This is a genomic window from Streptomyces atratus (assembly GCF_900119365.1).
GTDB classification, from domain to species: domain Bacteria; phylum Actinomycetota; class Actinomycetes; order Streptomycetales; family Streptomycetaceae; genus Streptomyces; species Streptomyces atratus_B.
The window spans coordinates 255868-280884 of the sequence record NZ_FPJO01000002.1; the positions used below are offsets into that span (position 1 = coordinate 255868).

Here is a 25017-nt window from a genome sequence, read left to right on the forward strand (position 1 = left end):
AATTCCCTTGTGACCAAAGAGAAGTGACGGTTCATCGACTACCCTGGGAATGCCGCGTCCGCCCGGGTTCCTCCGTTGCAGATCATGTGACGCATTACCGACTCTTTACCTCGACCCACCGCAACCTCCCCCGCCCTTTCGACGGTTGTCATTTGCGTCCGATCAACGGACAGACCTATTCCTCATCCCGTCGAAGGAGCATCATGTCCCTCCCCTTGACCCGCCGGATCGCCCGTGCCGCGCTGCTGATCGCCGCGGGTGCGGCCCCCGTGGTCGGTGCGGCCGGAGCCGCGGGTGCCGCGGAGCTCCCGCAGACCCCGGAGCTCGGCGGTCTGACCACCGTCGACGGTGCCGGTCTCGGCAAGACGGTCGACAGCGCGTCCCAGCAGGGCACCGAGGCGGCGGGCGACACCGGCGGCAAGATCGTCGGCACGACCCTCCCGGCCGCGGGCAAGACCGCCCCCGCCGTGCAGAAGGCCGCGGGCGGCGCCGCCGGCAGCGCGGGCGAGGTCCTCGGCGACGCCGCCGGTGCCGCGACCCAGGGCGGCCTGCCCACCCAGGGCCTGCCGCTCGGCTGACCCGGCCCGGCCACCGGCCGGCAGCACCACACACACGCGCGGGGCCCCGGGAGTGCGCACTCCCGGGGCCCCGCGCGTGTACCGCCGCTCTCAGGACAGCCGCTTGACCGCTGCCGCCACCCGCTCGTCCGTCGCCGTGAACGCCACCCGTACGAAGCGGTCGCCGGCCGGTCCGTAGAAGTCGCCCGGCGCCACCAGGATGCCCAGCTCCGCCAGGTGCGCCACGGTCTCCCAGCACGGCTCGTCGCGCGTCGCCCACAGGTAGAGGCTCGCCTCGCTGTGCTCGATGCGGAAGCCGTGCGCCTCCAGCGCGGTGCGCAGGGCCGCGCGCCGCTCCGCGTACCGGGCCCGCTGCTCGGCGACGTGCTCGTCGTCGCCGAGCGCCGCGACCGTCGCCGCCTGGACCGGGGCGGGCGTCATCATGCCGCCGTGCTTGCGGATCAGCAGCAGCTCGCTCAGCACCGTCGGGTCGCCCGCGATGAATGCCGCGCGGTATCCGGCCAGGTTGGAGCGCTTGGAGAGCGAGTGGACGGCGACGATGCCCTCGTACGTACCGCCGCAGACGTCCGGGTGCAGCACGGAGACCGGTTCGGCCTCCCAGCCCAGCTCCAGGTAGCACTCGTCGCTGAAGACCAGCACGCCGTGCTCGCGGGCCCAGGCGACGATCCGGGTCAGCTCGTCCTTGGCCAGGACGCGGCCGGTCGGGTTGGACGGCGAGTTGAGCCAGAGCAGCTTCAGCCCGGCCGGGTCCAGCTCGGTCGGGTCGTCGTAGACGACGGGCTCGGCGCCGCAGAGCCGGGCGCCCACCTCGTAGGTCGGGTAGGCGAGCCGCGGGTAGGCCACCTTGTCGCCCGCGCCGAGTCCGAGCTGGGTCGGCAGCCAGGCCACCAGCTCCTTGGAGCCGACGACCGGCAGTACGTGCCCGTGCGTCACCCCGACCGCGCCGAGCCGCCGCTCCACCCATCCGGCGATCGCGTCGCGCAGCTCGGTGGTCCCCCACACCGTCGGATAGCCGGGGCTGTCCGCCGCGGCGACCAGCGCCCGCCGGATCAGCTCGGGCACCGGGTCGACGGGGGTGCCGACGGACAGGTCCACGATGCCGTCCGGGTGGGCCGCAGCCGTCGATTTGCAGGGCTCGAGCTTGTCCCAGGGGAAGACCGGGAGACGGGAGGAGACTGCGGACACGGATCTCTGCTTTCTCGTACGGGGGTCACGCGGGACACGCACGGGGTCGCGGGGGGTCTCGGACCGCTCGTCACCCGGGTGCAAAAACGCCTCGGTCCCGCACGGTGACGAGCCGTACGGGACCGGGGCGGCGCACGTGCTGGCCGCCGACTACTGGTTCTGCGGCGGCAGCGCGGCGATGAACGCGTGGTCGCGCTCGATCAGGCCCAGCTTGGAGGCACCACCGGGCGACCCGAGGTCGTCGAAGAACTCGACATTCGCCTTGTAGTAGTCCTTCCACTCCTCCGGGGTGTCGTCCTCGTAGAAGATGGCCTCGACCGGGCACACCGGCTCACAGGCGCCACAGTCGACGCATTCGTCCGGGTGGATGTACAAGGACCGCTGGCCCTCGTAGATGCAGTCGACGGGGCACTCTTCGATGCAGGCCTTGTCCTTTACGTCGACACAAGGCTGCGCGATGACGTAGGTCACGCTGTCGTTCCTCCTCGGTAGGGCGTTGGCTCTCGCGCGGGAGCGCGGCGTCGTCGATGCCCGCCCCTAGTATCTCCGTTCCGGGGCACGAACCGAACAGGAGGGGCGTACAGAGCTGTGGAATTCACCATCGGCGGACAGCTCAGGGTCCGAATCACACCTGCTGACGTGGGCAAACGGGTATCAGTCCGGCGTGTGTGCGAGACCGACCCACAAGGAGCGACGTTTGCCGACACGGTAGGGGTTCTCACATCGTGGGACGATGGTGTGCTCTCGATCACACCGAAGAGCGGTGAATCCGTCCGCATCCCGGAATCGGTTCTGGTGGCGGGCAAGGTGGTGCCCGCGGCTCCGGCCCGGCGGCGCGGTCCTGCGGCCTCCTTCGAAGAGCTCGCGTCCGTCTGTGCCCGTGCCTGGCAGCCGGTGGAGAGCGAACCGCTGGGCGACTGGCGGCTGCGCGCGGCGCGGGGGTTCACCCGGCGCGCCAACTCCGTGCTGCCGCTCGGCGATCCGGGCGTCCCGCTCGACGAGGCGCTCGGGCATGTCCGGCAGTGGTACGGGGAACGGGACCTGCCCGCGTACATCCAGACCGCGACCGGCGCCGAGGGCACCCAGGAGCTGCTCTGCGCGGAGCTGGAGGAGCGCGGATGGCGCCGCGAGGTGACGGCTCAGGTGCGCACCGCCGGGCTCGCCCCGATCGGCGATCTGGACGCGGACGTGTCCCGGGTGCGGCTGAGCCGGGACCTCGACGAGAGCTGGCTCTCCCGCTACCAGCGCTTCGAGACCCCGGGCCCGCACGTCCTGGCGGTGCTGCGCGGCGGCCCCTCGGTGTGGTTCGCCTCGGTGCCCGGCGACAGCGAGGACGCGGCGCCCGCCGCGATCGGGCGGTGCGTGGTGGACGGGCGGTGGGCCGGCTTCATGGCCGTCGAGGTCGATCCCGCGCACCGGCGCCGGGGGCTCGCCTCCGCCGTGATGACCGCGCTCGCCCGCAAGGCCCTGGAGGAGGGCGCTTCGGCGGCGTGGCTCCAGGTGGAGACGGACAACGAGGGGGCGCGGGCGCTGTACGAGGGCATGGGGTTCGCAGTCCATCACCTGTACCACCACTTCCGGTCGGCGTGACGGGGACGGGCGGGCCCGATGAACCCTGAACCCGCTGAGCGCCCGGACCGGGACGAGCTGCGCCGGCAGTTCGCCGAGGAGGCGCGCGCCGAGCGGCCGGACCTCGCGCTGCTCTGCCTGCTGCTGGGCGCGGTGGCCGATCCGGCGCTCGACGCGCACGGGATCGACGCGGCGCAGATCGAGCTGGACGAGCTGGCGGGACGGCTTCCGTACGGGATCCGGGGCGGCCGGGCCTGGGCCTCGGCACTGGCCGAACTGCTGGGTGAACGGTGCGGCTTCGCGGGCTCGTCGGCGGACTACCAGCGGCTGGAGTCGTCGCTCCTGCACGAGGTGCTGCGCAGGCGGCGCGGGCTGCCGATCCTGCTGTCCGTGGTGTGGATCGAGGTCGCGCGGCGGGCGGGCGCTCCGGTGTACGGGGTGGCGCTGCCCGGCCATTTCGTCGTCGGCTTCGGCGATCCGGCCGAGCGGGTGCTGGCCGACCCCTTCGACGGGGGCCGGCCGATGACCGGGCAGGACGCCGAGCTGCTGGTCGCCGGGGCCACCGGGGAACCGCTGGAGGAGTCGATGCTGGCGCCCGCGCGGCTTCTGGAGATCGTGCTGCGGATCCTGAACAACATCAGGGCGTGGGCGGCGACCCGCCCCGAGCACACCGATGTGGCGCTGTGGGCGGTGGACCTGTCGCTGCTGCTCCCCTCGCATCCCGCCAGGCTCCGTTACGAGCGTGCGCAGCTGCTCGTCCAGAGCGGGCAGTTCCTGCGCGGGGCGGCGGAGATGGAGGAGTACGCGGACGTGGTCGACCGGGTCGAGCCCGCGGCGGCGGAGGCCATCCGGTACCGGGCCCGGGCGGCCCGCTCGTTGCTGAACTGAGCGCCGCCCCGCCCTGCGGGCCCCCTCAGACGACCCTGCGTACCGTGCGCAGCAGGTACTCCTTGCGGTTGAGCGGATCGCGGTCGGTGCGCGGCCGGTCCGGGGGCGTACCGACGACCGCGCGGTAGCTGTCGAATTCGGACTCCAGGACCCCTTCGCCGCGCGTCAGGGCCGGAAGCTGCTGCTGGAGTTCGTGGACGCGGGCCGCCGGGATCCCGCCCTCCAGCACGCATGCGGAACCGTGCACGGCCGGTGTCCCCGGCACGGCCCCCAGGTGGGCGAGCACGGGCAGGAGCGGGCCGAGCAGGTCCGCGGGGAATTCCAGGCGGAAGCGGTGGGTCGGCTCGTGCACCGTGGTGCCGGCCTGCTTGAGCGCGCTCATCAGGACCAGCGGGGTCAGATTGCGGAAGTCGCCCGCGGTACTCAACGGGGACCAGTAGCCGGAATGCGTCATGGTGACGACGCAGTCGGTGACCTGCCAGCCGTGAATTCCCTGCCGCAGGGTCTCCGTCACGGTCTCTTCCACCGCCCGCATCAGGGAGAAGGGCATCGATCCGAGCTCCACCGCAAGCCGGTACGCGATTCCGCTGCCGACAGGGGCGGGGTCGACCCTGAGGCCGATGGTCGCCAGAAAGGGATTCCCGTTCTGATCGATGATCTCGTACGCCGCTCCGCTGCCGTTCGGCCGTTCCAGGCAAATGGTCTTGGTCTCGCGGAAGGTGACACCGATTCCGAATCCGTCGGCCAGCGTCGCTTGGATGACCTCCTTCTGCACTTCGCCGTAGAGCGAGACCGAGACCTCCTTCCGGACGTCGTCCTGACGCAGATTGATCAGTGGGTCCTGCTCGGCGAGTTGCGCAAGCGCGAAGTGCAGTTCGCCCCGGCTCGCCGGAGGGCAGGGCACCACGACCGATTCCAGCGTCGGCGGAGCGAACGACCGGCTCGGTGCGGCCCGGTCCGGCGCGCCGACCGGATCACCGACCCGGATACCGTCGAGCCCCCGGAGCTTCGCGATCCGGCCCGCGCCGACCTCCGCCCGGCGCACGGCCGAGCCGCGGTCGAAGACGCTGATCCCGGTCACCTTGCCCTCGGCACGCCCGTCGCCCCGGCCGAACGGCAGCCGGTCGCGGATGCGCAGCGTGCCCGAGAACATCCGGACGTACGCCGTCCTCTCGCCTCCCTGTCCGCGCTCCACCTTGAAGACCGTGCCCGAGACCGGCCCGCCGGGATCGCCCCCGCTCGCGGGCAGCAGCTCCCGGACCCCGCCGATCAGGGCGTCCACCCCGACGCCGGTGATCGCCGAGCCGAAGTACACCGGATGCACCAGCGCCCGCCCGGTCTGCGCCGCGAGCTCCTGGCGCAGCCTGCCGTAAGGGAGCGGCGCGGCGTTCTCGACGTACGCGTCCAGAAGGGCGTCGTCGTGGTCGGCGAGCAGTTCGGTCAGCCGGTCGGTGAAGCCGGTATCGGCTCCGGTGTACGCCGTGCAGCGGGCGTCCCGGCCGCCCGGTCCGTCGACCGAGCCCATGGCGACCACGGCCGGGGTCAGCTTCTCGGCGATGCTCCGCAGCACGGCCTCGCCGCGCGCGCCGCCGCGGTCGACCTTGTTCACGAAGATGAGCGTCGGAATGCGCAGGCGCCGCAGTGTCCGCATCAGAACGCGGGTCTGCGCCTGTACGCCCTCCACCGCGGAAATGACCAGCACGGCGCCGTCGAGCACACTCAGCACCCGCTCCACCTCGGCGATGAAATCCGGGTGACCGGGGGTGTCGATCAGGTTGACGGTGGTGTCGTCGACGGCGAACGAGACGACGGCGGACTTGATCGTGATGCCGCGTTGCCGTTCGAGTGCCAGGGAATCGGTCTGGGTGCTGCCGTCGTCGACGCTGCCGATCTCGTCGATGACACCGGCGGTGTGGAGCAGCCGCTCGGTCAGGCTCGTCTTACCGGCGTCGACATGCGCCAGAATTCCCAGATTCAGCGTGTGCACGAAACTCCATGTCCTCAAGATCGGTGGCAATTCCCGCCTGAATGAACATGAGAGTTCCTCGCATGACCCGCTCCTTTGTCGGTCGACTTCAGTGGCGAGTACATCAGAGGGGCAAACCCCTCGACAACCGATTTAGCGGCCGCTTACGACGTCGACCCGAATCCGAGGTGCCCTCGCGGGGAATCCGGCAGACCGCCGGACTCGCCCCGTCCGACCGGCGCGCCGAGCGGCATCCGTCAACTCCCTTTCTGGCGAAGCAGGTTCAGTGGATCCGAGAGGCCGCCACGAGGCGCGCGACGACCGCGCCGCCGCACGAAAGGGGTCGGCAGACGGGTGGGACCGCGCCACCCAAACCTCACGCGTCGCCGTGTGCAGTCCAACGGGTGATTATCGGCTCCACTCCACCCGAAGAGCCCCACGGCGTAGCTCCAATGCTGCACTCCCCGATGGCGCAAATTCGAATTCGGGCTGACGGTGGATCACGTCGCCACTGCGCCACACTGAGTCGACATCCCGTCACTCTTCGCAGTTGCGGCGGAAGGAATGTGTTCAGATGCGCTCTGCCCGCACACTGTTCGCTTCGGCCGCTGTCACAGCGGTCCTCGCCATCACCGGCCCGTCCGCGTACGCCATGGTCGCGTCGGGCGACTCGGGCCACGACAACGGTTACTCGTCCTCGCACGGCGACGACTACGGAAAGTCCGACCGCGGCGGCGACCGCGGTGACCGCGGGGACCGCGGTGACGACCGCGGCGGCCGGGGCGACCACGGCGACCGCGGCGGCGACCGCGGCGACCGTGACAGGCCGTACGGTGGCGTGCGCACCGGCGGCGGATTCATGGCCTCCGTGATCGCCGACGACGAAGGCGGCCGCGGCGGCGGTCGTGGCGGCGACGAAGGCGGCCGCGGCGGCGACCGGGGCGGCGACGAAGGCGGCCGTGGCGGCGACGAAGGCGGCCGTGGCGGCGACGAAGGCGGTCGTGGCGGCGACCGTGGCGAGGGCGGCGGCGGTCGCGGCGACCACGGCCGTCCGCGTGGCGGTGTCCACACCGGCGGCGGCTTCATGGCGGCCGTGTTCACCAGCGACGAGGGCGGTCGTGGCGGCGACGAGGGCGGTCGCGGCGGCGACCGGGGCGGCGACGAAGGCGGCCGCGGCGGCGACCGGGGCGGCGACGAAGGCGGCCGTGGCGGCGACGAAGGCGGCCGTGGCGGCGACGAAGGTGGCCGCGGCGGCGACCGGGGCGGCGACGAAGGCGGCCGCGGCGGCGACCGGGGCGGCGACGAAGGCGGCCGTGGCGGCGACGAAGGCGGCCGTGGCGGCGACGAAGGTGGCCGCGGCGGCGACCGGGGCGGCGACGAAGGCGGCCGCGGCGGCGACCGCGGTGGCTACGGCGACCGCGGCGGCGACGAGGGCGGCCGCGGCGGCGACCGCGGTGGTCGCGGCGACCACGACCGTCCGTCCGGCGGCGTCCGCGCCGGCGGCGGATTCATGGCCTCCGTGATCGCCGACGACGAGGGCGGCCGCGGCGGCGGCCGCGGCGGCGACGAAGGCGGCCGTGGCGGCGACGAAGGCGGTCGCGGCGGCGACGAAGGCGGCCGCGGCGGCGACGAAGGCGGTCGCGGCGGCGACCGGGGCGGCGACCGCGGTGGCTACGGCGACCGCGGCGGCGACCGGCCCCGTGGTGGTGTGCACGCCGGTGGTGGCGGCATGGCGATGACCGGTGGCGGTCTGGCCGCCGGCTCGGCGCTGCTGCTCGGCGGTGTCGGCGTCGGCGCGTACAAGCTGCGCCGCCGCCAGTCGACGGGTGGCGCGATGGCCTGACCGGGCCAGATCCAGCCGGTCGTTTCGCTGTCGCGGCCGCTGCCCCTCGGGGCGGCGGCCGCGGCGGCTGCTTTTCCCCCCTGATAAATCCCGGATAAGCCACGGACCGACCCTCCGCTCCCCCGCTCCTCCCCCCTCCGTTCCTCTCCCCCCTCCCCCTCCCCCTCCCCCTCCCTCCTCCTCCCCATCCCCTTCAACACCGCACAATCGAAAGGCACGTTCCCATGGCCGCCCCGCAGTCGACCGGCTCCACCCCCACCCGGACTGCCCCCCGAACCACACTGGGCCGCGCCCTGATGTGGCCCGCCGTGACAGCCGGGCTCGGCATGGTTCTCATCTACAACTCCTTCGGCACCCCGGTCGACGACAAGCCGCCGACCCCGCCCGCCGCCGTCTCGTCCGCCGCCGCCTCGTCCGCCGCCCCCGAGGTCCTGGGCTCCCATGCCGCCCCCGCCCCCGTCACCTCGTCGAAGGCCACCGTCGGCCCGGCGATGGCCCGTTCCGTCCCGCAGCGGCTGCAGATCGCGGCCATCGGCGTCAATACGCCGTTCACCGATCTGTCCCTCGGCCCCACCGGCCAGCTGAACGCGCCGCCTCCCAACGACAACAACCTGGTCGGCTGGTACAAGGACGGCGTGACCCCCGGCGAGCGCGGTGCCGCGATCGTGGCGGGCCACGTCGACACGTTGACCGGGCCGGCCGTCTTCCTCCAGCTCCGGTACCTCCAGCCCGGAGCCAAGGTCGACATCACCCGTGCGGACGGCTCGGTCGCCACGTTCAAGGTCGACTCCGTCGAGCAGTTCAGCAAGGCGAAGTTCCCTGACGACCGGGTCTACGCCGAGACCAACTCCGCCCAGTTGCGCCTGATCACCTGCGGAGGCGCGTACAACAAGACCGCGAAGGACTACGAGGACAATGTGGTGGCGTTCGCCCATCTCGACTCCTTCAAGAACGGCTGACCACCGGCACTCGTCGGCGGTGCGGCACAACCATCCGCCGGGCCGCGAGGTCGTACGGGGCAGTACGGGAGCCGATTCCGTACTGCCCCGACTTGCTTCCCGAGCACCGGAGTTGATCGACGTGCCCGTCCTTTCCCAACGCCGCCGGCTGGCGATCGCAACCGGAATCGCCCTGGTCGCGGGAGCCGTGGCCGCTCCGGCCGGCCATGCCGCCGCGCCGTCGTCCGCCCCGGCGGCGCAGCCGTCCGCCCAGGCGGCGAGCGCGCCGAGCAGCAAGCGGCTGCGCGACGACTTCAACGGCGACGGCTACCCGGACGTGGCCGTGGGCGCCCCCATGGCCACCGTCGGCGGCTCGGAGGGTGCGGGTGCCGTGAGCGTCCTCTTCGGCGGCCCCGGCGGCCTGTCCTCCGCCCGCAAGCAGGTGCTGACCTGGCCGGACCGCTCGGGCATCAACAACCCGGGGGACGCGCGCTACGGCATGACCCTCCGCAGCGCCGATCTGGACGGTGACGGCTACGCGGATCTCGTCAGCCGCCTCTGGGGGACGACGACGGACGGCGACCAGGGCACGGTGCTGGCCGTCAACTGGGGTGGCGCGTCCGGCCTTTCGAAGAACGTCACGATCCTCAAGCCCGTCCCCGGCGACCAGCGCGACGCCACCGGCGACCTGGACGTGGGCGACGTGGACGGTGACGGCATCCCCGACATCGCGGTGGGCGACGTACGGCGCGGCGGCCACGTCCTGCACGGCCCGGTCAGCCGCACCGGCGAGTGGAGCAGGGTCAGCTCCTTCACGGTCGACGGCACGGCGGTCCTCGACACCTCGGAGATCGCCGTGGGTGACGTGACCGGCGACGGCGTGGGCGATCTGGTGATCCTCGGCTTCGGCCGGGACGACCCGTGGCAGCAGCACACGTACCTGCTGAAGGGCAGCCGCACCGGTTTCGCCGCCCCCGTCGAGATCAAGGACGCGGACGGCGTCGGCGTCGGCGGCACCGCCGTGGGCATCGCCGACCTGGACAAGGACGGCCGCGGGGACATCGTCATCGGGCGCGGCAGCGAGTGGTCGGGGCAGGACACCCCCGTGAAGAAGGGCGGCGCGCTCTTCATCTCGTACGGCGGCCCCGAGGGGCAGAGCACCACCCGCAAGCCCGTCTGGATCAACCAGGACACCGAAGGCGTCTCGGGAACGGCCGAGTTCCACGACCGGATGGGCTACAGCCTGGCGCTGGGCGACACGGACGGCGACGGCTACCCCGACATCGCCACGGGCCTGCCGCACGAGAAGATCAACGGCATCGCCGACGCCGGCCGGGTCCTGGTGTTCAAGGGCGGCCCGAAGGGCGTGAGCGGTGCGGGTTCCAAGGAGTTCGGCCAGTACACGGCCGGGGTTCCGGGGGCCGCCGAGGCGGGCGACCAGTTCGGCCAGGCCCTCGCGCTGGGCGACTACGACGGCAAGGGACGCACGGAGATGGTGGTCGGCGCCCCGACGGAGAACAGCAGCAGGGGCGCCCTGTGGATCTTCGGTACGGATGCCACGGGCGTCATCGCCAAGGGTTCCGTCTCGTTCGGAGCGGCCACGATCGGCGCCCCGACGGGCCCGTCCCGCTTCGGCGAGACACTGACGGACTGACGGACCGACACGGCAGCGCGGAAGGCAGCCCGTCCGGGGGCCGGGCCGTGGACGGTCCGGCGTCAGTCGGGGCCCCGGAGACCTTTCGGGGGCGTCCGCGACCCATGAGGTGAGAATGCGCAGGGCGTCGTGGGCAGGGGTCCCCGGCTCGACGGTCCGGACAACGAGTTGCTGTTCGGGGTCGTTCACGCAGGCGAGTGCGTTCCGGTCGAGTGTCGGCTCACCGGCGACGGGGTGGCGCAGCGCCTGCTGCCGCCGCCCCGGGCACCGCGCACGCGAGACTCCGTCAGGTGCGGACGGCGGGCAGCTTCTCCTCGACCCGTGGGGCGAGTTCGTCGAGGCCCTTGCACAGGTCCTGCTGAGTGGGCTCGGCGTCGGAGACGCCCAGGAACTCCGAGAGTTTCAGCTCGGCGGACGAAGATCCGTCGATCTCGAAGATCAGCCCGCACGTGACATCCTTGCCGGGCGTCGTGTCCCGCCAGACCCGGCGGCCGTTGACGGCCTTCCGCTCGGAGATCCTCTCCCCGGAGGACGACCCGAGGGCCACCGACTCGGCGTCGGCGGACCGGTCCTGGAGCGTCAGGACCAGGACGGTGCTCGCGTCCTCGAAGAACTTCGAGCCCTGCCACATGCAGCCGACCAACGGCGAGGTGAGTGGCCCGGGGTCATGGAGCTCGTACTCGTCGAGTTCGTCCTGGGTGAAGAAGTCGCACGGCTTGATCTCCGCGATGCCGGAGGGGCGCGGCGCAGGCGGCGCCGGGTCGTCGGACGAACAGGCGGTGAGTACGCCGCACGCGCTCATCAGCGCGACGCAGGCGACCAGCAGATCCCGACCCCTCATCCATCCACTCCTCATGGCTCCGTACGTCCCTGCGCCGAGGGCACGTCCCGCATCGGCACGGAGACGGGGCGACGCCTCCACCGTAGCGACTCCGGCGGTGCCGCATCGGGGAGTTGGGCCGTACCGACACAACTGCAGTGGACTCCGCAGTCCATGTCGAGGAGGCCGATCGTGCGCGGGGAGCGAACTACAGCCAGCCCTTCTCGCGGGCGATGCGGACCGCCTCCGCACGGTTGCGGGCGGCCAGTTTCTGGATGGCCATGGAGAGGTAGTTGCGGACCGTTCCCTGGGAGAGGTGGAGGGCGGTCGCGATCTCCGCGTTGGTGGAGCCGTCCGCCGCCGTGCGCAGTACGTCGCGTTCGCGGTCGGTCAGGGGGCTGGCGCCGTCGGCCAGGGCCGCTGCCGCGAGGGTCGGGTCGATGACGCGTTCGCCGGCGAGCACCTTCCTTACCGCTTCGGCCAGTTGGGAGGCCGGGGCGTCCTTCACCAGGAAGGCGTCGGCGCCCGACTCCATGGCCCGGCGCAGGTAGCCGGGGCGGCCGAAGGTGGTGACGACGACGACCTTCACGGCCGGGAGTTCGCGTTGCAGGACCGCCGCTGCCTCGATGCCCGTCATGCCCGGCATCTCGATGTCCAGGAGCGCCACGTCGATGTCGTGCTCGTGGGCGGCGGCCAGCACCTCGTCGCCGCGGGCGACCTGGGCCACCACCTCGATGTCGGGTTCCAGGCCGAGGAGTGCCGCGAGGGCCTCGCGCACCATGGACTGGTCCTCGGCGAGGAGGAGTCTGATCACGCTCATTCCGTGGATCCTAGGCCGGAATCGAGCGGAACGGTCAGGGTCAGGGCGAAGCCTTTACCGGAACCGGAGCCGGGGTTGCCCGTCGAGGTGATCAGCGTGCCGTCGACGGTGGCGAGGCGTTCGCCGATGCCCGTGAGGCCGTTGCCCGGCTTCGTGCCCGAGGGACCGACGCCGTCGTCGGAGACGGTGAGTTCGAGGACCTTGCCGTCCAGGGTCTGGCGCGGGGCGAGGGTGACCGTGCAGTGGCGGGCCCCGCTGTGGCGTACGACGTTGGTGACGGCTTCCCGCAGCGCCCAGGCGAGCACCTCCTCCGGCTTCTCGGGGAGGCCGTCGGGGGACTCGGCCGGGACGTCGGCGGTGATGCCCGCGGCGGCGAGTGCGGTGCGGGCGCCCGCGAGTTCGCCGGGGAGGGTCGGGCGGCGGTAGCCGGTGACCGCGCCGCGTACATCGATCAGGGCCTGGCGGCTGACCTGTTCGATGTCCGCGACCTGGGCGGCCGCCTGTTCCGGGTGGTCGGGGAGCATCCGGCCTGCCAGCTCGCTCTTGAGCGTGATCAGGGAGAGCGAGTGGCCGAGCAGGTCGTGCAGATCGCGGGCGAGCCGGAGCCGTTCCTCGTTGGCGGCGAGCTGGGCGACGGTGGCGCGGGCCTCGCGCAGCTCGATCGTCGTACGGATCAGCTGCCTCACCCCCGTCATCGAGAACCCGCCCAGCAGCGCGGGAAAGATCAGGGCGGTGATGATCTCGCGGGGGTGGTCGCCCGCCAGGCCCATGAGGACCATGACCCCCGTGACGGCAGGGATCAGCCAACGGGCCGTCCGCAGCGGCAGGGTGGCGCCGACGGAGACCGCCACGTACACGAAGAGGACCAGCCACGAGGTGCCGAGCGTCAGGATGAGGACGGCGGACAGGACGCCGAGGAAGGTGATCGCGGAGTGGACGAGACGGCTGTCCAGGGGCTTGGACGTGTGGCGGAAGACCAGGAGCAGATAGGCCCCGACGAAGGTCAGCAGGCCGAGCGTGCCGAGCACCGTCGCCCACGGGGTGTGGTTGCCGTCGGTCAGGTCCTTGACCGGGGCGCTCATGAACGCGAGCCAGATACCGATCCAGAGCAGCTTGATCCAGACCTGCTTGCGGTTCGTGGGCGGGCGCCCGATGCCCACGGACGTCTCGTCGTCGTTCACGCCTTCAAGGTGTCCTTCCGGTAGAGCCAGGCCGCGCCGCCCGCGAAGACCAGGAAGTAGGCGCAGAGGATGGCGACGTCCTTGGCATGCGGCGAACCACCCGTCTCGATCGCCTGGCCGAGAGCAGCGTACGCGTGCGTGGGAAGCCACTCGGAAATGTTCTGGAGCCACTGCGGGAAGGTCGCGCTGGGCATCCACAGGCCGCCGAGGATGGAGAGCCCGAAGTAGATGATCATGGTGAGCGGGCGGACCGCGTCGCCGCTGGCGAGGTAGCCGATGGCGACCCCGAGCGCGGCGAAGACCAGTGAACCGGCCCAGATGACCCCGGCCAGCGCGAACCACTGCCAGGTCTCCACCCGTACGTGCTTGACGGCGGCGGCGACCAGGAAGACCACCACGATGCAGGGCAGGGTGACCATCGCCGCGCCGGCGATCTTCGCCAGGACGTAGCCGCGGCCGGGCAGTGCGGTGAGCCGCAGCTGGCGGACCCAGCCCTTCTCGCGCTCCTTGGCGATGCGTTCGCTGTTGCCCATGAGGACGGCGGTCAGCGCGCCGAAGGAGGCCATCGAGACCATGAAGAAGGCCTGGAAGGTGAGATCGGTGTGCGGGATCCGGTCGGAGGTGTTCTGGGTGTTGGAGATCAGCAGATAGATCACCGACGGATAGATGACCGAGAAGAACATGAACTTCTTGTTCCGCAGGGTGCGGGTCACTTCGAGCCTGATGAGGGTCTTCACGCGGTCCTGGCCTCCTCGGCCTCGGTGATGGCGACGAAGGCCTGTTCCAGGCCGAGTCCCGCGACTTCGAGTTCGCGCGGGCAGAGGCCGAGTCCGTAGACGGCGTGGACCGTCGCGTCGGCGTCGTGCGACTGGATCCGGACCCGGTTGCCGGTGATGTCGAGCGTGGCGAGGAACGGCAGGCCGCGCAGGGCCGCCTCGTCGACCGGGCCCTCCAGCTCGAAGGAGATCCGGCGGGCTCCGGCCTTCGCCTTGATCTCGGCGGCGGTGCCGTCGGCGAGCAGCCGGCCCTTGTGGAGGACGAGGACGCGGTCGGCGATCGCGTCGGCCTCTTCGAGGTAGTGGGTGGCGAACAGGACGGTACGGCCCTGCTCGGCCTGCTCCCGCATGGTGGCCCAGAAGGCCTGGCGGGCGGTGACGTCCATGCCGGTGGTCGGCTCGTCGAGGACGATCAGGTCGTTGGCGCCCGCGGTGGCCAGCGCGAAGCGGACGCGCTGCTCCTGGCCGCCGGAGAGCTTGTTGACCATCCGGTCGGCGATCTGCGCGACACCGGCGCGGGAGAGCACCTCCGTCACCGGGTAGGGCCTGGGGTGCAGATCGCAGGCGAGGCCGACCAGTTCCTTGACCGTGACGTCCTCCATCAGGCCGCCGGTCTGGAGCATCGCGCCGACGCGGCCCGCGGCGATGGCGTTCTGCGGGGTGGTGCCGAAGACCTGGACCGTGCCGGAGTCGGCGGTGCGCAGGCCCAGCAGCAGATCCAGGGTGGAGGACTTCCCGGCACCGTTGGGGCCGAGGACCGCCACGGTCTCGCCGGGGTGCAGGTCGAGGGTGAGCCCGTCGACGGCGCGTACCGCTCCGTATGCCTTGCTGACTTGTTCGAAGCGGACCGCGGCGGTCTTCGCCCCGGTGGCCTCGGCGGCTGTCGTTGTCATGCGTCGAGCGTGGCGGAGGGCGGGGTGCGCGCGGCAGGGCCGCGGGTCGTGGAAACGGGATGACAGATGTCATGCCGGGCGTATGACTCCACTGCCGGGGGCGGTGTCCGCAAACGGCGCCGCCCCCGGCCGGGACGCGGTCGGGGGCGGTGCGGTGCGGTGCGGTGCGGTGCGGCTACGGTCAGCCGTTGCCGGTGAGGCTGATGGTGGCGGTCCGCTCGGCAGGGGTCTTCCCGAGCAGCGCGGTCTGCATGGCCTGTGCCACGTCGTCCGCGCTGAGCTGGTGCTTCTTGCCGTCACCCTTGGTGATCAGGATGCCGTCGAAGACACCGTCGCAGAGGGTCTCGATGGCCTTCTTGTCGTAGTGCTCGACCAGCCGGCCGTTGACCGGCACCATCGAGAGGATCTGCGGCAGCGACCTGGCGGGGCCGAACTGGATCTGCTTGGTACCCGCTTTGATGGTGACCAGGCCGGACATCGCGGGCTTCGCGAACTCCTTCATCGCCCGGTCCAGTTCGGCCTGGCCGATGGTGGGTTCGCGGGTGGTGACGGGCAGCTGGACGATCTTCGTCCGGCCGGTCTGCACCTGGGCGCGGTACGCGTCGCGCACCGAGGACATCGACTGGTTGACGTCCAGCGCCTTGCCCGACTTGCCGGGTACGGCGACGGCCTTGCCCGGCTCGAACTTGATCGTGCCGTCGTTGGCCGAGCCGGAGACACCGGCCAGGTCCGTCAGCGCGACACCGAGCTTCTCCTCGTCGACCGGGATCACCGGGTCGACGGCGCGCTTGCTGCCGAACAGGGAGCCGATGACGGAGACCGGGTTGTAGTCGCTGCCCGCTGCCGAGCGCACGGTCTCCTGGCTGTCCAGGGCGAGCCCCGCCTTGTCCGGCGCGAGCTCGGTCTTCTTGCCGTCCACGGACAGCTGGAGGGGGGTCACGGCGCGCTTGCCGAGGGCGGCGTCCAGCTTCGTGACGCCCTCCTCCTTCGTGCCGCCGCCGATGTCGACGCCGAGGACGGTGGTGCCCTTGGGGACGTCGGAGTGGTTCATCAGCAGCCCGGCGCCGTACGCGACACCGAGCAGCCCGACGACACCGACGCCGAGGAGGACCAGCTTGGAGCGGCCCTGCTTCTTCGCGGGGGCGGGAGCGGACGCGGAGGCCGGTTCGGGGCGCGGGGCCGACGCGGCGGCGGGGCCGCCGGGTCCCGCGGGTCCGGTGCCCATCGGATCGCCCGGGACACGGGACGCCGGGTCGGGGCGCCCGCCCGGGGGCGTGCCCGGGAACAGGGACGCCGGCCGGTTCTCCGACGGGATGACGGGGATGCCGCTGGTGAGCGTGTCACCGGAGACGTTGCCGCCGGGGCCGGAGGGTGCCGGGCCCGCGAACTGCGGCGTCAGCTCCGCCGTGTCGTCGGACATCCGCGGCGGACCACCGGGGGCACCGGGACCCTGCGGGCCCGCGGGACCGCCCGAGCCCAGCGGGCCGGAGCCCGTGCCGCCCGGTCCGCCGAGGTTCGGCGTCAGGGACGAAGTGCCGGTGGCCGGGCCCGTGGTGGGTCCGGAGGGGCCGGGCGTACGCACTCCGAGGTTCGGCGTGGGACGCGGGCCACCGGACGCGGGGCCGCCGAAGTCGTCGGGGCGGGGTGCGCCCTGGTCGCCCGTGTGCTGCGGACCGTCCGAGAAGTACGGCAGATCGGGGCGGGGCGGGTTCGGTGCGGTGGGCGCGGCACCCCTGATGCCCTCGGCGCCGCCCACTGTACCGCCACCGGCGACCGAGGTGCTCGTGGGGGGTTTGCGCGGGGCGAACCAGTCGCTGCCGCTCTTCTCCCTGGCCGGCTTCTCGGCGGCCGGGTCCGCGGACTCGGTCCGGGCCTCGGCGGCCGGCGCGCTGTCCGGCCCGGCCGGCGCACCGTCCGTCGCGGGCGAACCGGGGCGCGGGATGCTGCCCGTGCGCTCGGCGTCGGCTCCGTCGGTGTCACCCACGGGCGTACGCATGACGACGGGCGGGATGGGACGCGAGCCCGGAATGTTGATCCGGATGCGCGTGGTCAGCGTCGTCTCGGTCCTCGGCTCCTCGGACTGGGACGGGTCCGCAGGCTCCGGGGCCCCCTCCGGGGCATCCTGCGAAGGGTGCAGCGACGGATACTGGCGGGATCCGTACGGCGGCGTCCCCGAGGGGTACGCGGCTCCTCCGCGCCCCTGGGGCCCGGAGGACGAACTGTCAGTTTCACGACTCAAAGCAGGTTCTCCCGATTGGCTCCGCCGCCCGTACTTCCCCCATGCCGCAGGCCTGGGGACGGCTAGGAGGGTGCTGGAGATCTTGGCCGGATCAGGGAGCGGCGCCTGGCGCGTGCAGCTGCAAGGCGCCGGAGCGTCCTCATAGCGGAGCTATTAGGGCGTTTCGGTAACGCCGCAGATGTGCGTGCCAGGCGTCGCGAGCCCGGCCAAGATCTTCAGCACCCGACTAGGCGCGCGAACCACCATACTGGCCGCTGCCGACGGACACCCCGCGACCGGGGGAAACGGCGGTGCGGCCACCGAACGGACAAGGGGCATTACAGGGTCGGACGTGGCACATTACTTGCCAGGTCGCCCGCCGTCGGCGCCCTGTTGGGGCGACCGCAACATGGTGGCACAGATCACAGCGACGACCATCCCGCCCAGCATAAAAAGAGTGAGACCCAGTTCGTCGCCGAAGACATAGTCGCCTTCCGGGCGTCCGCCGAGCAGAACAACGACCGAAATCAGCCATCCCGCAGCGGGCGCCAGGGCGCCGAGCTGGGTGCCGAAGACCAGGCGTCCGCCGTAGAAGAGCCCGGCGGCGGCCACCAGTGCGAGCAGCAACCCGGCGGGGAACCAGGCGGCTTGGACGAGCGCCCCGGCGATCCCGACGAGCGCGCCCAGCACGGCGAGGCCCGCATGGGCGGCGATCCGCCCGGGGTCGAGGGGCGCGGCGAGGCCGGTGGCCGCGGCGTCCCTGGAGGGGCGCGGTGCGCCCTGCTTGCCGCCGCTCACCGCTCCGCCCCCGCCACACCCGCGAACAGGTCGTCCTCCCGGACGCCTTGAGGGGCTCCGGAGTCGCCGCGCACCAACTCGTAGTACTCGGTGGTGAAGACGGGCTGGCCCAGGTCGTTGGAGAGGGCGAAGAAAGGGCCGTCCACGGCGATCTGGGTGACGTGGGCCCGCATCGCCGCGCTCTTGGCGGCGGCATGGGCCGCGCCGTCGATCTGCGCGGTGACCCTGGAGTCGTCGACCACACCCGGTACGTCGTCGATGGCGGCGATGCCCGGGAAGGCGTCCGGCGCGGTGGCCCGGAGGCGGGCGAAGCCCTCCTCGGCGACCGTGCGGGGCACCCGGTTCCAGTAGATCTTGGCGATGCGGTGCGGGGCGCCGGACCCGGCACGGTACGCGGGGTCGGCGGCGAGGTCGGCGGCGCGCATCGCGACGCGGTGCGTCTGGACGTGGTCGGGGTGTCCGTAACCGCCGTCGGGGTCGTAGGTGACCAGGACCTGCGGGCGCACCGAGCGGATGACCTCCACCAGGTGCCCGGCGGCGTCGTCCACGTCGGCTGCCCAGAAGGCGCCGGGGCGGTGGTTCTGCTCGGCGCCCATCATCCCGGAGTCGCGGAAGCGGCCGGGACCGCCCAGGAGCCGGTGGTCGGTGACCCCCAGCTCCTTCATCGCCGCGTCGAGTTCGCCCCGGCGGTACGGGCCCAGGGTGTCGTCCCGGTCGGCCGCGAGATGGGCGAGGGAGGGCGGGATGACCTCGCCCTCCTCACCGAGTGTGCAGGTCACCAGGGTGACCTGGGCACCCTCGGCCGCGTACTTGGCCATGGTGGCGCCGTTATTGATCGACTCGTCGTCGGGGTGCGCGTGCACCAGGAGGAGGCGCCGGGCGGGATGGTCCGTCATGGGGACCACCCTACGAGCCGGGCGCACCGATCACCGCCCGCGCTCCTTTCGCCGACGAGCCGGGCCTCAGAACTTGAGGCTTCCGACCATGTCCGCCACATTCGTGGTCAGGTTCGAGATGCTCGGCGCGATCGACGAGTCGGCAAGATAGAAACCAAGCAGTGCGCAGACCACCGCATGTCCGCCCTTCAGTCCGGATTTCCGGATCAGCAGGAAGACGACGATCGCCAGCAGCACCACCGCCGAAATCTTGAGTGCCACGGCGGTTCACCTCCATCGGTACGGTCGGGACGGGCAGCACACATGGAGCCAGCAGGTTTCATACCCACCGAGCGCTACGGATCATAACTATCCGTCGTAACGCATTGATCGGGGCACAGCAGCACGAGGGGCGCACGACCGGGCGGTCGGGGACTAGGTTCGGCACATGACTTCGCAGCAGATTTCCTTTCCCCGTCAGCACGCCAGGACCATGCGGTTCACTCTCGGCGCCCCTCGGTCGTTCACCGTTTCCCCCGACGGGGAGCGGGTGATCTTCCTGCGGTCGGGCTCCGGTACGGACCGTTCGGGCCGGCTGTGGGTGCTCGACCTGCCGAAGGACGGATCGCCTCAGGAGCGGGTGGTGGCGGATCCCGAGGCCCTGCTGGGGGGTTCGGCGGAGCGGCTGTCGGCGCAGGAGCGGGCCCGCCGCGAGCGCAGCCGCGAGGGCTCCTCGGGGATCGTTGACTACGCGGTCGACGCGGCGGCCGAGTTGGCCGCCTTCGCGCTCTCCGGGAAGGTGTACGTCGCCGAACTGCGGGCGGGTACGGCACGTGCGCTGCCGGTTCCGGGCCCGGTGATCGACCCGCGGCCTTCACCGGACGGACGACACATCGCATATGTGTCCAAGGGTGCGTTGCGCGTCGTGGGCGCGGAGGGCGACGGGGACCGGGCGCTCGCCGAGCCGGAGGCGGAGGACGTCTCGTACGGTCTCGCGGAGTTCATCGCGGCCGAGGAGATGCAGCGTTCGCGGGGCTTCTGGTGGTCGCCGGAGTCGGACCGGCTGCTGGTCGCCCGGGTCGACAACAGCCCTGTGCGGCGTTGGTGGATCGCGGATCCCGCGCATCCGGACCGCAGGCCCGCCGAGGTCGCGTACCCGGCGGCGGGGACGCCCAACGCCGAGGTGCGGCTCTTCGTGCTCGGCCTGGACGGCACCCGTACCGAAGTGGTCTGGGACCGGGCACGCCACCCGTATCTGGCGCAGGTGCACTGGTCGTCGGACGGGGCGCCGCTGCTGCTGGTGCAGTCCCGCGACCAGCGGAGCCACCTCTTCCTCGCGGTGGACACGGAGACCGGTTCGACGCGGACGGTGCATGCCGACGAGGACCCGGTATGGCTGGAAATCTTCCCCGGGGTGCCCGCCTGGACCCCGGACGGACGGCTGGTGCGGATCGCGGACGAGGGCGGGGCGCGGGTGCTCGCGGTCGGCGACCGGCTGCTGACCGGGGCGCAGTTGCAGCTCCGGGCGGTGCTGGACATCGGTGAGTCGGACATCCTGGTGGCGGCCATGGCCGGCGAGGAGGCGGCGGAACCGGAGATCGGCGAGACCCATGTCTACCGGGTCAACGAGCTGGGCGTGGAGCGGGTCTCCGAAGGGGCCGGGGTGCACTCGGCGGTCCGCGCGGGCGCGGTGACGGTGCTGGTCAGCCACTCCCCGGAGCGGCCGGGGGCCCGTGCCGAGGTGTTCCGGGACGGCAAGCCGGTCGCCACCGTGGCGAGCCGTGCCGAGGAGCCGGTGCTCTCCGCGCGGGTGCACTTCACGGAGGGGGGCGCACGGCGAATTCCGTGCGCCGTGCTGCTCCCCGAGGGGTACAAGGAGTCGGACGGCCCGCTTCCGGTACTGATGGATCCGTACGGCGGACCGCACGGCCGCCGGGTGGTCGCCGCGCACAATCCGCATCTGACGTCGCAGTGGTTCGCGAACCAGGGCTTCGCGGTCGTGGTCGCGGACGGCCGGGGCACACCGGGCCGTTCGCCGGGCTGGGAGAAGGCGGTCAAGAACAACATGGTGCTCACCGTGGACGACCAGGTCGAGGCGTTGCACGCCCTCGCGGACCGGTTCCCGCTGGACCTCGGCAAGGTCGCGATCCGCGGCTGGTCGTTCGGCGGGTACCTGGCGGCCCTGGCCGTGACCCGGCGGCCCGATGTCTTCCACGCGGCGGTGGTCGGCGCCCCGGTGACCGACCAGCGGCTCTATGACACCCACTACACCGAGCGTTACCTCGGCGACCCGGCCGAGCAGCCCGAGGTGTACGCACACAACTCGGTGATCACGGACGAGGGCCTCTCGGAGGCCGCCGACCAGGTGCGGCCGATGATGATCGTCCACGGCCTCGCGGACGACAACGTGGTGGTCGCGCACTCGCTCCGGCTGTCGTCGGCGCTGCTCTCGGCCGGGCGCCCGCACGAGGTGCTGCCGCTCAGCGGGGTGACGCACATGACGCCGCAGGAGCAGGTGGCGGAGAACCTTCTGCTGCTCCAGGTCGACTTCCTGAAGCGGTCGTTGGGGCTCGACGGCTGATCAGGCCGGCCTCCCCGTCACCAGCCGGGCGGCGGCTGGGACGGGGGCGGCGGCCCGAAGGCGCCGGGCTGCGGATGACCGTAGCCCTGCCCGTACCCCTGCCCGTACCCCTGCCCGTAGCCCTGGTCGGGCAGGGCGGGGGGCTCCTGGGGGCCCGGCCGGGCCAGCACCAGCAGCACCACGGCTCCGGCGATCACCTCGAAGAACCCGGTCAGCACGATGAGTTGGTCCTCGACGTGCAGATCACCGAAGTGGTCCAGCAGCTCGTAGTGCACCGCGCGGACCACCCCCAGCACTCCGCCGACCAGCAGCAGAGCGGCGGCGATCAGGCCGAACGGCCGCGCGTGCACGGCACGCGGGAGCCCGCTCACCCCCGCGAACAGGCAGAGCAGCATCAAAACCGCCGAGAACCAGCCGGGCGGCGGGTCGATCAGCCCCTGCATGACCCGGTCCCCGCCCACGAGCCAGTCGGGGTAGATGTCGGGGATCCGCACCGCCTGGCGGATCTCCCAGGCGATCACGACCGCCCCCGCCGCGCCGAGGAACAGGAAGGCGATCACGCCCGCGCCCTGCCCCGGCCGGGCCGGGAGGCGTTCGGAGAAGTCACGTGCCGGCCTGCGGCCGGCCCCCGCGGTGATGACCAGCGCGATGCCCGCCGCAAGCGCCACGAAGGCGCAGAGCAGGGCGCGGGTGCGCAGGTCGTCGGTGAACCGGGCGTTCATCCGGGACTCGCCGATGTTCCAGAGCCCGGGCAGCCGCAGGACGATCGTGACCACTCCGGTCGCGACCAGCACCGCGGCGGCCGCCGACGAGCGCAGCGCCGCGACGAAGGCGAGGAGATACACCACGAGCAGCACCACGTCGTACGCCGAGGTGGCGGGCAGCATCGGGAGCCGCGCGTCGTAGTAGCCGGCCCAGTAGCGCCAGAGCGCCCCGATGTCGTCGGCCGCTCTGATGTCCCGTACGAGCCAGCCCGCGACGATCAGCGCGAGCACGGCGCAGAGAACGGCACCGGTGACCCTTGCCCCCCGAGTGAGTATCACCCGAGCGATACTCCACCGTGCCTGTCCGCCGGACAAGGGGTTCACCGGCGTGGTGCTCGAACGGGCAACCGGCCGGGAGGACTTGGCGGCCTCCCGGCCGGGACACGGCACCCGCACGGCCGTACCCGGACATGCTGGCCGGTCCGTATATCGGACGTGAGACGGCCGGGTTGCCCACGCGTTAACGTGCCCGGGTGCTCCCGGACGGGGCGGGCCCGTTCTCCCCGTCCACGCCCTGCGACGGACCGTCCTCCTCCGCCGTCGTCTCCCCCGGCGCCTCCAGCAGCCCCTCCGGCGGCACCACCTGCTTCTCCTCCGCGAAGTGGCAGGCCGAGTCGTGCCCGGCCGGTGTGTCCGCCAGCCGGAAGACGGCCGGGACCGCCAGCAGCGGCACCTCCAGCTCGCACCGCTCCTGCGCCTTCCAGCACCGGGTGCGGAAGCGGCAGCCGGAGGGCGGGTTGGCGGGCGAGGGGACGTCGCCGTGCAGGATGATCCGCTCCCGGTGCTCCCGGGCCGCCGGGTCCGGCACCGGGACGGCGGAGAGCAGCGCCTGGGTGTACGGGTGCGTGGGGTGGTCGTAGATCTGCTCGTCGGAGCCGATCTCGACGATCCGGCCCAGATACATCACTCCGACCCGGTCGGAGATGTGCCGGACGATCGAGAGGTCGTGCGCGATGAAGACGTAAGCGAGCCCGAACTCCGCCTGGAGCCGGTCCAGCAGGTTGACGACCTGCGCCTGTACAGAGACGTCGAGGGCGGAGACGGGTTCGTCGGCGACGATGATCTCGGGGTTCAGGGCCAGCCCGCGGGCGATGCCGATGCGCTGGCGCTGACCGCCTGAGAACTGGTGCGGATAGCGGTTGATGTACTCCGGGTTGAGCCCGACCACGTCCAGCAGGTCCTGGACCTTGCGGCGCCGCTCCCCCTTCGGGGCCACCTCGGGGTGGATCTCGTACGGCTCCCCGATGATGTCGCCGACGGTCATGCGCGGGTTGAGCGAGGTGTACGGGTCCTGGAAGACCATCTGGATGTTGCGGCGCACGGCCTTCAGGGCGCGCCCCGACAGTTTGGTGATGTCCTCGCCCTTGTACTTGATCGCGCCGGCCGTCGGCTGTTCCAGATGCACCAGCATCTTCGCCACGGTCGACTTGCCGCAGCCGGACTCCCCCACGATGCCGAGCGTCTCGCCCGCCGCCAGGTCGAAGGAGACCCCGTCGACCGCCTTGACCGCGCCGATCTGCTTCTTGATCAGGATGCCCTGGGTCAGCGGGTAGTGCTTGACCAGATCGCGGACCTCCAGGATCGGCTCGTCGCCCGCCGCGGCGGACCCGGCCCGTGACTTGGCGAGCAGCGCGCGGGCCTTCTCGCCCTCTTCGCGCGCTTCCTTGCGCCCCGAGTGGTCAGCGTGCATCGAGCGTCTCCTTCCAGAAGTAGCAGGCGCTCTCGCGGTGCTCGGCCACCTCGAACAGCGGCGGCACCTCGCCCCGGCAGATCTCCTGGGCCATCGGGCAGCGCGGGTTGAAGGCGCAGCCGGGCGGGATGTGCAGCAGGTTGGGCGGCAGGCCCTTGATCGCGTACAGCTCCCGGCCCTTCTGGTCCAGGCGCGGGATCGACTGGAGCAAGCCCTTGGTGTACGGGTGGGCGGGCGCCCGGTAGATCTCGTGGACCGGGGCGGACTCGACGATCCGGCCCGCGTACATCACGGCGATCTTGTCGGCCACGTCCGCGACCACGCCCAGGTCGTGGGTGATCAGGATCAGGCCCATGTTCAGCTCGCGCTGGAGCTCGGCGAGCAGATCCATCACCTGGGCCTGGACGGTCACGTCGAGGGCGGTGGTGGGTTCGTCCGCGATGATCAGCGAGGGCTCCAGCGCCATCGCCATGGCGATCATGATGCGCTGGCGCATGCCGCCGGAGAACTGGTGCGGGTAGTTCCCGACGCGTTCCTTCGCCGCCGGGATGCGGACCCGGTCCATCAGCTCGACGGCCTTCGCCTTCGCGTCCTTGTGGGACATCCCGCGGTGCACGACGAACATCTCGCCGAGCTGTTCCCCCACGCTGAGCACGGGGTTGAGGGAGGAGAGCGCGTCCTGGAAGATCATGGCCATCTCCTGGCCGCGGATCTTCCGGCGCTCGTCCTTCTTCATCTTCAGCAGGTCGCGGCCCTTGAAGAGGATCTCGCCGCCGCTGATCCTTCCCGGGGGCATGTCGAGGATGCCCATGACGGCCTGGGCGGTGACGGACTTGCCGGAGCCGGACTCGCCGAGGACGGCCAGCGTCTCGCCCTCGGCCACCGAGTAGTTGACCCCGTTGACGGCCTTGGCGACACCGTCGCGGGTGTGGAACTCCACGTGCAGATCGCGCACTTCGAGCAACATGGCAGCGGGCTCC

At 71.8% G+C, this 25017-nt stretch carries 22 protein-coding genes; 6 read left to right on the forward strand and 16 right to left on the reverse strand.

Annotated elements, in window-relative coordinates; all coding sequences use genetic code 11:
* Positions 1 to 203 precede the first annotated feature (203 nt).
* Entirely contained in the window at positions 204 to 578 is a 375-nt protein-coding gene (locus BT364_RS05280) for an ATP-binding protein (protein WP_072483907.1), read from the forward strand.
* A gap of 90 nt (positions 579 to 668) precedes the next feature.
* Here the strand turns inward: BT364_RS05280 and BT364_RS05285 are convergent, their stop codons facing one another.
* Complete coding sequence (locus BT364_RS05285; RefSeq protein ID WP_072483908.1) at positions 669 to 1763, reverse strand: bifunctional succinyldiaminopimelate transaminase/glutamate-prephenate aminotransferase; 1095 nt, start codon at positions 1761 to 1763, stop codon at positions 669 to 671.
* Positions 1764 to 1913: 150 nt separating this feature from the next.
* Entirely contained in the window at positions 1914 to 2234 is a 321-nt protein-coding gene (gene fdxA, locus BT364_RS05290; RefSeq protein ID WP_018956287.1) for a ferredoxin, read from the reverse strand.
* Positions 2235 to 2351: 117 nt separating this feature from the next.
* On the opposite strand from fdxA, the gene BT364_RS05295 reads away from it, so the two are divergent.
* Complete coding sequence (locus BT364_RS05295) at positions 2352 to 3353, forward strand: GNAT family N-acetyltransferase (protein WP_072483909.1); 1002 nt, start codon at positions 2352 to 2354, stop codon at positions 3351 to 3353.
* Positions 3354 to 3371: 18 nt separating this feature from the next.
* Positions 3372 to 4220, forward strand: a complete 849-nt coding sequence (locus BT364_RS05300; RefSeq protein WP_072483910.1) for a transglutaminase family protein — start codon at positions 3372 to 3374, stop codon at positions 4218 to 4220.
* A gap of 25 nt (positions 4221 to 4245) precedes the next feature.
* Here the strand turns inward: BT364_RS05300 and BT364_RS05305 are convergent, their stop codons facing one another.
* Positions 4246 to 6207 (reverse strand): elongation factor G, encoded by a 1962-nt coding sequence (locus BT364_RS05305; RefSeq protein ID WP_072483911.1) that lies wholly within the window; start codon positions 6205 to 6207, stop codon positions 4246 to 4248.
* Between the two features lie 355 nt (positions 6208 to 6562).
* Positions 6563 to 7900 carry a hypothetical protein gene (locus BT364_RS41345; RefSeq protein WP_072483912.1) on the reverse strand — a complete coding sequence of 446 codons (1338 nt, stop codon included), beginning with the start codon at positions 7898 to 7900 and terminating at the stop codon, positions 6563 to 6565.
* Positions 7901 to 8253: 353 nt separating this feature from the next.
* Here BT364_RS41345 and BT364_RS05315 point away from each other — a divergent pair, with 353 nt between their 5' ends.
* Both BT364_RS05315 and BT364_RS05320 read left to right on the forward strand, forming a co-directional pair.
* A complete protein-coding gene (locus tag BT364_RS05315; RefSeq protein WP_072483913.1) occupies positions 8254 to 8988 on the forward strand; it encodes a class F sortase in 735 nt (244 codons plus the stop codon).
* A 121-nt stretch (positions 8989 to 9109) separates the two neighbouring features.
* Positions 9110 to 10621 (forward strand): FG-GAP-like repeat-containing protein, encoded by a 1512-nt coding sequence (locus BT364_RS05320; protein ID WP_177328026.1) that lies wholly within the window; start codon positions 9110 to 9112, stop codon positions 10619 to 10621.
* A gap of 286 nt (positions 10622 to 10907) precedes the next feature.
* On the opposite strand, the gene BT364_RS05325 is transcribed toward BT364_RS05320, so the two are convergent.
* The 9 genes from BT364_RS05325 to BT364_RS05370 form a co-directional block, all read right to left on the reverse strand.
* The gene (locus BT364_RS05325) at positions 10908 to 11462 is read right to left on the reverse strand and encodes a DUF3558 family protein (protein WP_072483914.1); all 555 of its coding nucleotides are present in this window, start codon (positions 11460 to 11462) and stop codon (positions 10908 to 10910) included.
* A 187-nt stretch (positions 11463 to 11649) separates the two neighbouring features.
* The gene (locus BT364_RS05330) at positions 11650 to 12261 is read right to left on the reverse strand and encodes a response regulator transcription factor (RefSeq protein WP_072483915.1); all 612 of its coding nucleotides are present in this window, start codon (positions 12259 to 12261) and stop codon (positions 11650 to 11652) included.
* A complete protein-coding gene (locus BT364_RS05335; RefSeq protein WP_072483916.1) occupies positions 12258 to 13442 on the reverse strand; it encodes a sensor histidine kinase in 1185 nt (394 codons plus the stop codon). Before BT364_RS05335 ends, BT364_RS05330 begins: the two co-directional genes overlap by 4 nt.
* Positions 13439 to 14179: an ABC transporter permease gene (locus BT364_RS05340; RefSeq protein ID WP_072483917.1), complete on the reverse strand. Its 741-nt coding sequence runs from the start codon at positions 14177 to 14179 to the stop codon at positions 13439 to 13441. Before BT364_RS05340 ends, BT364_RS05335 begins: the two co-directional genes overlap by 4 nt.
* Positions 14176 to 15111 carry an ABC transporter ATP-binding protein gene (locus BT364_RS05345; RefSeq protein WP_072483918.1) on the reverse strand — a complete coding sequence of 312 codons (936 nt, stop codon included), beginning with the start codon at positions 15109 to 15111 and terminating at the stop codon, positions 14176 to 14178. Before BT364_RS05345 ends, BT364_RS05340 begins: the two co-directional genes overlap by 4 nt.
* Before the next feature lie 181 nt (positions 15112 to 15292).
* Complete coding sequence (locus BT364_RS05350) at positions 15293 to 17350, reverse strand: peptidoglycan binding domain-containing protein (protein WP_177328027.1); 2058 nt, start codon at positions 17348 to 17350, stop codon at positions 15293 to 15295.
* A 339-nt stretch (positions 17351 to 17689) separates the two neighbouring features.
* The gene (locus tag BT364_RS05360) at positions 17690 to 18127 is read right to left on the reverse strand and encodes a DUF6113 family protein (protein WP_072483919.1); all 438 of its coding nucleotides are present in this window, start codon (positions 18125 to 18127) and stop codon (positions 17690 to 17692) included.
* Positions 18124 to 19023 carry an N-acetyl-1-D-myo-inositol-2-amino-2-deoxy-alpha-D-glucopyranoside deacetylase gene (mshB, locus tag BT364_RS05365; protein ID WP_072484190.1) on the reverse strand — a complete coding sequence of 300 codons (900 nt, stop codon included), beginning with the start codon at positions 19021 to 19023 and terminating at the stop codon, positions 18124 to 18126. Before mshB ends, BT364_RS05360 begins: the two co-directional genes overlap by 4 nt.
* A gap of 66 nt (positions 19024 to 19089) precedes the next feature.
* Positions 19090 to 19284, reverse strand: coding sequence for a hypothetical protein (locus tag BT364_RS05370; RefSeq protein ID WP_072483920.1), 195 nt, complete (start codon positions 19282 to 19284; stop codon positions 19090 to 19092).
* 166 nt (positions 19285 to 19450) lie between these two features.
* On the opposite strand from BT364_RS05370, the gene BT364_RS05375 reads away from it, so the two are divergent.
* Complete coding sequence (locus BT364_RS05375) at positions 19451 to 21583, forward strand: prolyl oligopeptidase family serine peptidase (RefSeq protein ID WP_072483921.1); 2133 nt, start codon at positions 19451 to 19453, stop codon at positions 21581 to 21583.
* Positions 21584 to 21600: 17 nt separating this feature from the next.
* Here the strand turns inward: BT364_RS05375 and BT364_RS05380 are convergent, their stop codons facing one another.
* The 3 genes from BT364_RS05380 to BT364_RS05390 form a co-directional block, all read right to left on the reverse strand.
* The gene (locus BT364_RS05380; RefSeq protein WP_072483922.1) at positions 21601 to 22626 is read right to left on the reverse strand and encodes a hypothetical protein; all 1026 of its coding nucleotides are present in this window, start codon (positions 22624 to 22626) and stop codon (positions 21601 to 21603) included.
* A gap of 181 nt (positions 22627 to 22807) precedes the next feature.
* Positions 22808 to 24037 carry an ABC transporter ATP-binding protein gene (locus tag BT364_RS05385; protein WP_072483923.1) on the reverse strand — a complete coding sequence of 410 codons (1230 nt, stop codon included), beginning with the start codon at positions 24035 to 24037 and terminating at the stop codon, positions 22808 to 22810.
* Entirely contained in the window at positions 24027 to 25004 is a 978-nt protein-coding gene (locus tag BT364_RS05390) for an ABC transporter ATP-binding protein (protein WP_072483924.1), read from the reverse strand. The genes BT364_RS05385 and BT364_RS05390 overlap by 11 nt, the downstream gene beginning before the upstream one ends.
* Between the last annotated feature and the right edge of the window lie 13 nt (positions 25005 to 25017).

Coding starts and splice junctions, on each gene's coding strand:
- BT364_RS05280 (WP_072483907.1), top strand. CDS start 204: ATGTCCCTCCCCTTGACCCGCCGGATCGCCCGTGCCGCGCTGCTGATC.
- BT364_RS05300 (WP_072483910.1), top strand. CDS start 3,372: ATGAACCCTGAACCCGCTGAGCGCCCGGACCGGGACGAGCTGCGCCGG.
- BT364_RS05315 (WP_072483913.1), top strand. CDS start 8,254: ATGGCCGCCCCGCAGTCGACCGGCTCCACCCCCACCCGGACTGCCCCC.
- BT364_RS05325 (WP_072483914.1), bottom strand. CDS start 11,462: ATGAGGGGTCGGGATCTGCTGGTCGCCTGCGTCGCGCTGATGAGCGCG.
- BT364_RS05330 (WP_072483915.1), bottom strand. CDS start 12,261: ATGAGCGTGATCAGACTCCTCCTCGCCGAGGACCAGTCCATGGTGCGC.
- BT364_RS05345 (WP_072483918.1), bottom strand. CDS start 15,111: ATGACAACGACAGCCGCCGAGGCCACCGGGGCGAAGACCGCCGCGGTC.
- mshB (WP_072484190.1), bottom strand. CDS start 19,023: ATGACGGACCATCCCGCCCGGCGCCTCCTCCTGGTGCACGCGCACCCC.
- BT364_RS05375 (WP_072483921.1), top strand. CDS start 19,451: ATGACTTCGCAGCAGATTTCCTTTCCCCGTCAGCACGCCAGGACCATG.
- BT364_RS05385 (WP_072483923.1), bottom strand. CDS start 24,037: ATGCACGCTGACCACTCGGGGCGCAAGGAAGCGCGCGAAGAGGGCGAG.
- BT364_RS05390 (WP_072483924.1), bottom strand. CDS start 25,004: ATGTTGCTCGAAGTGCGCGATCTGCACGTGGAGTTCCACACCCGCGAC.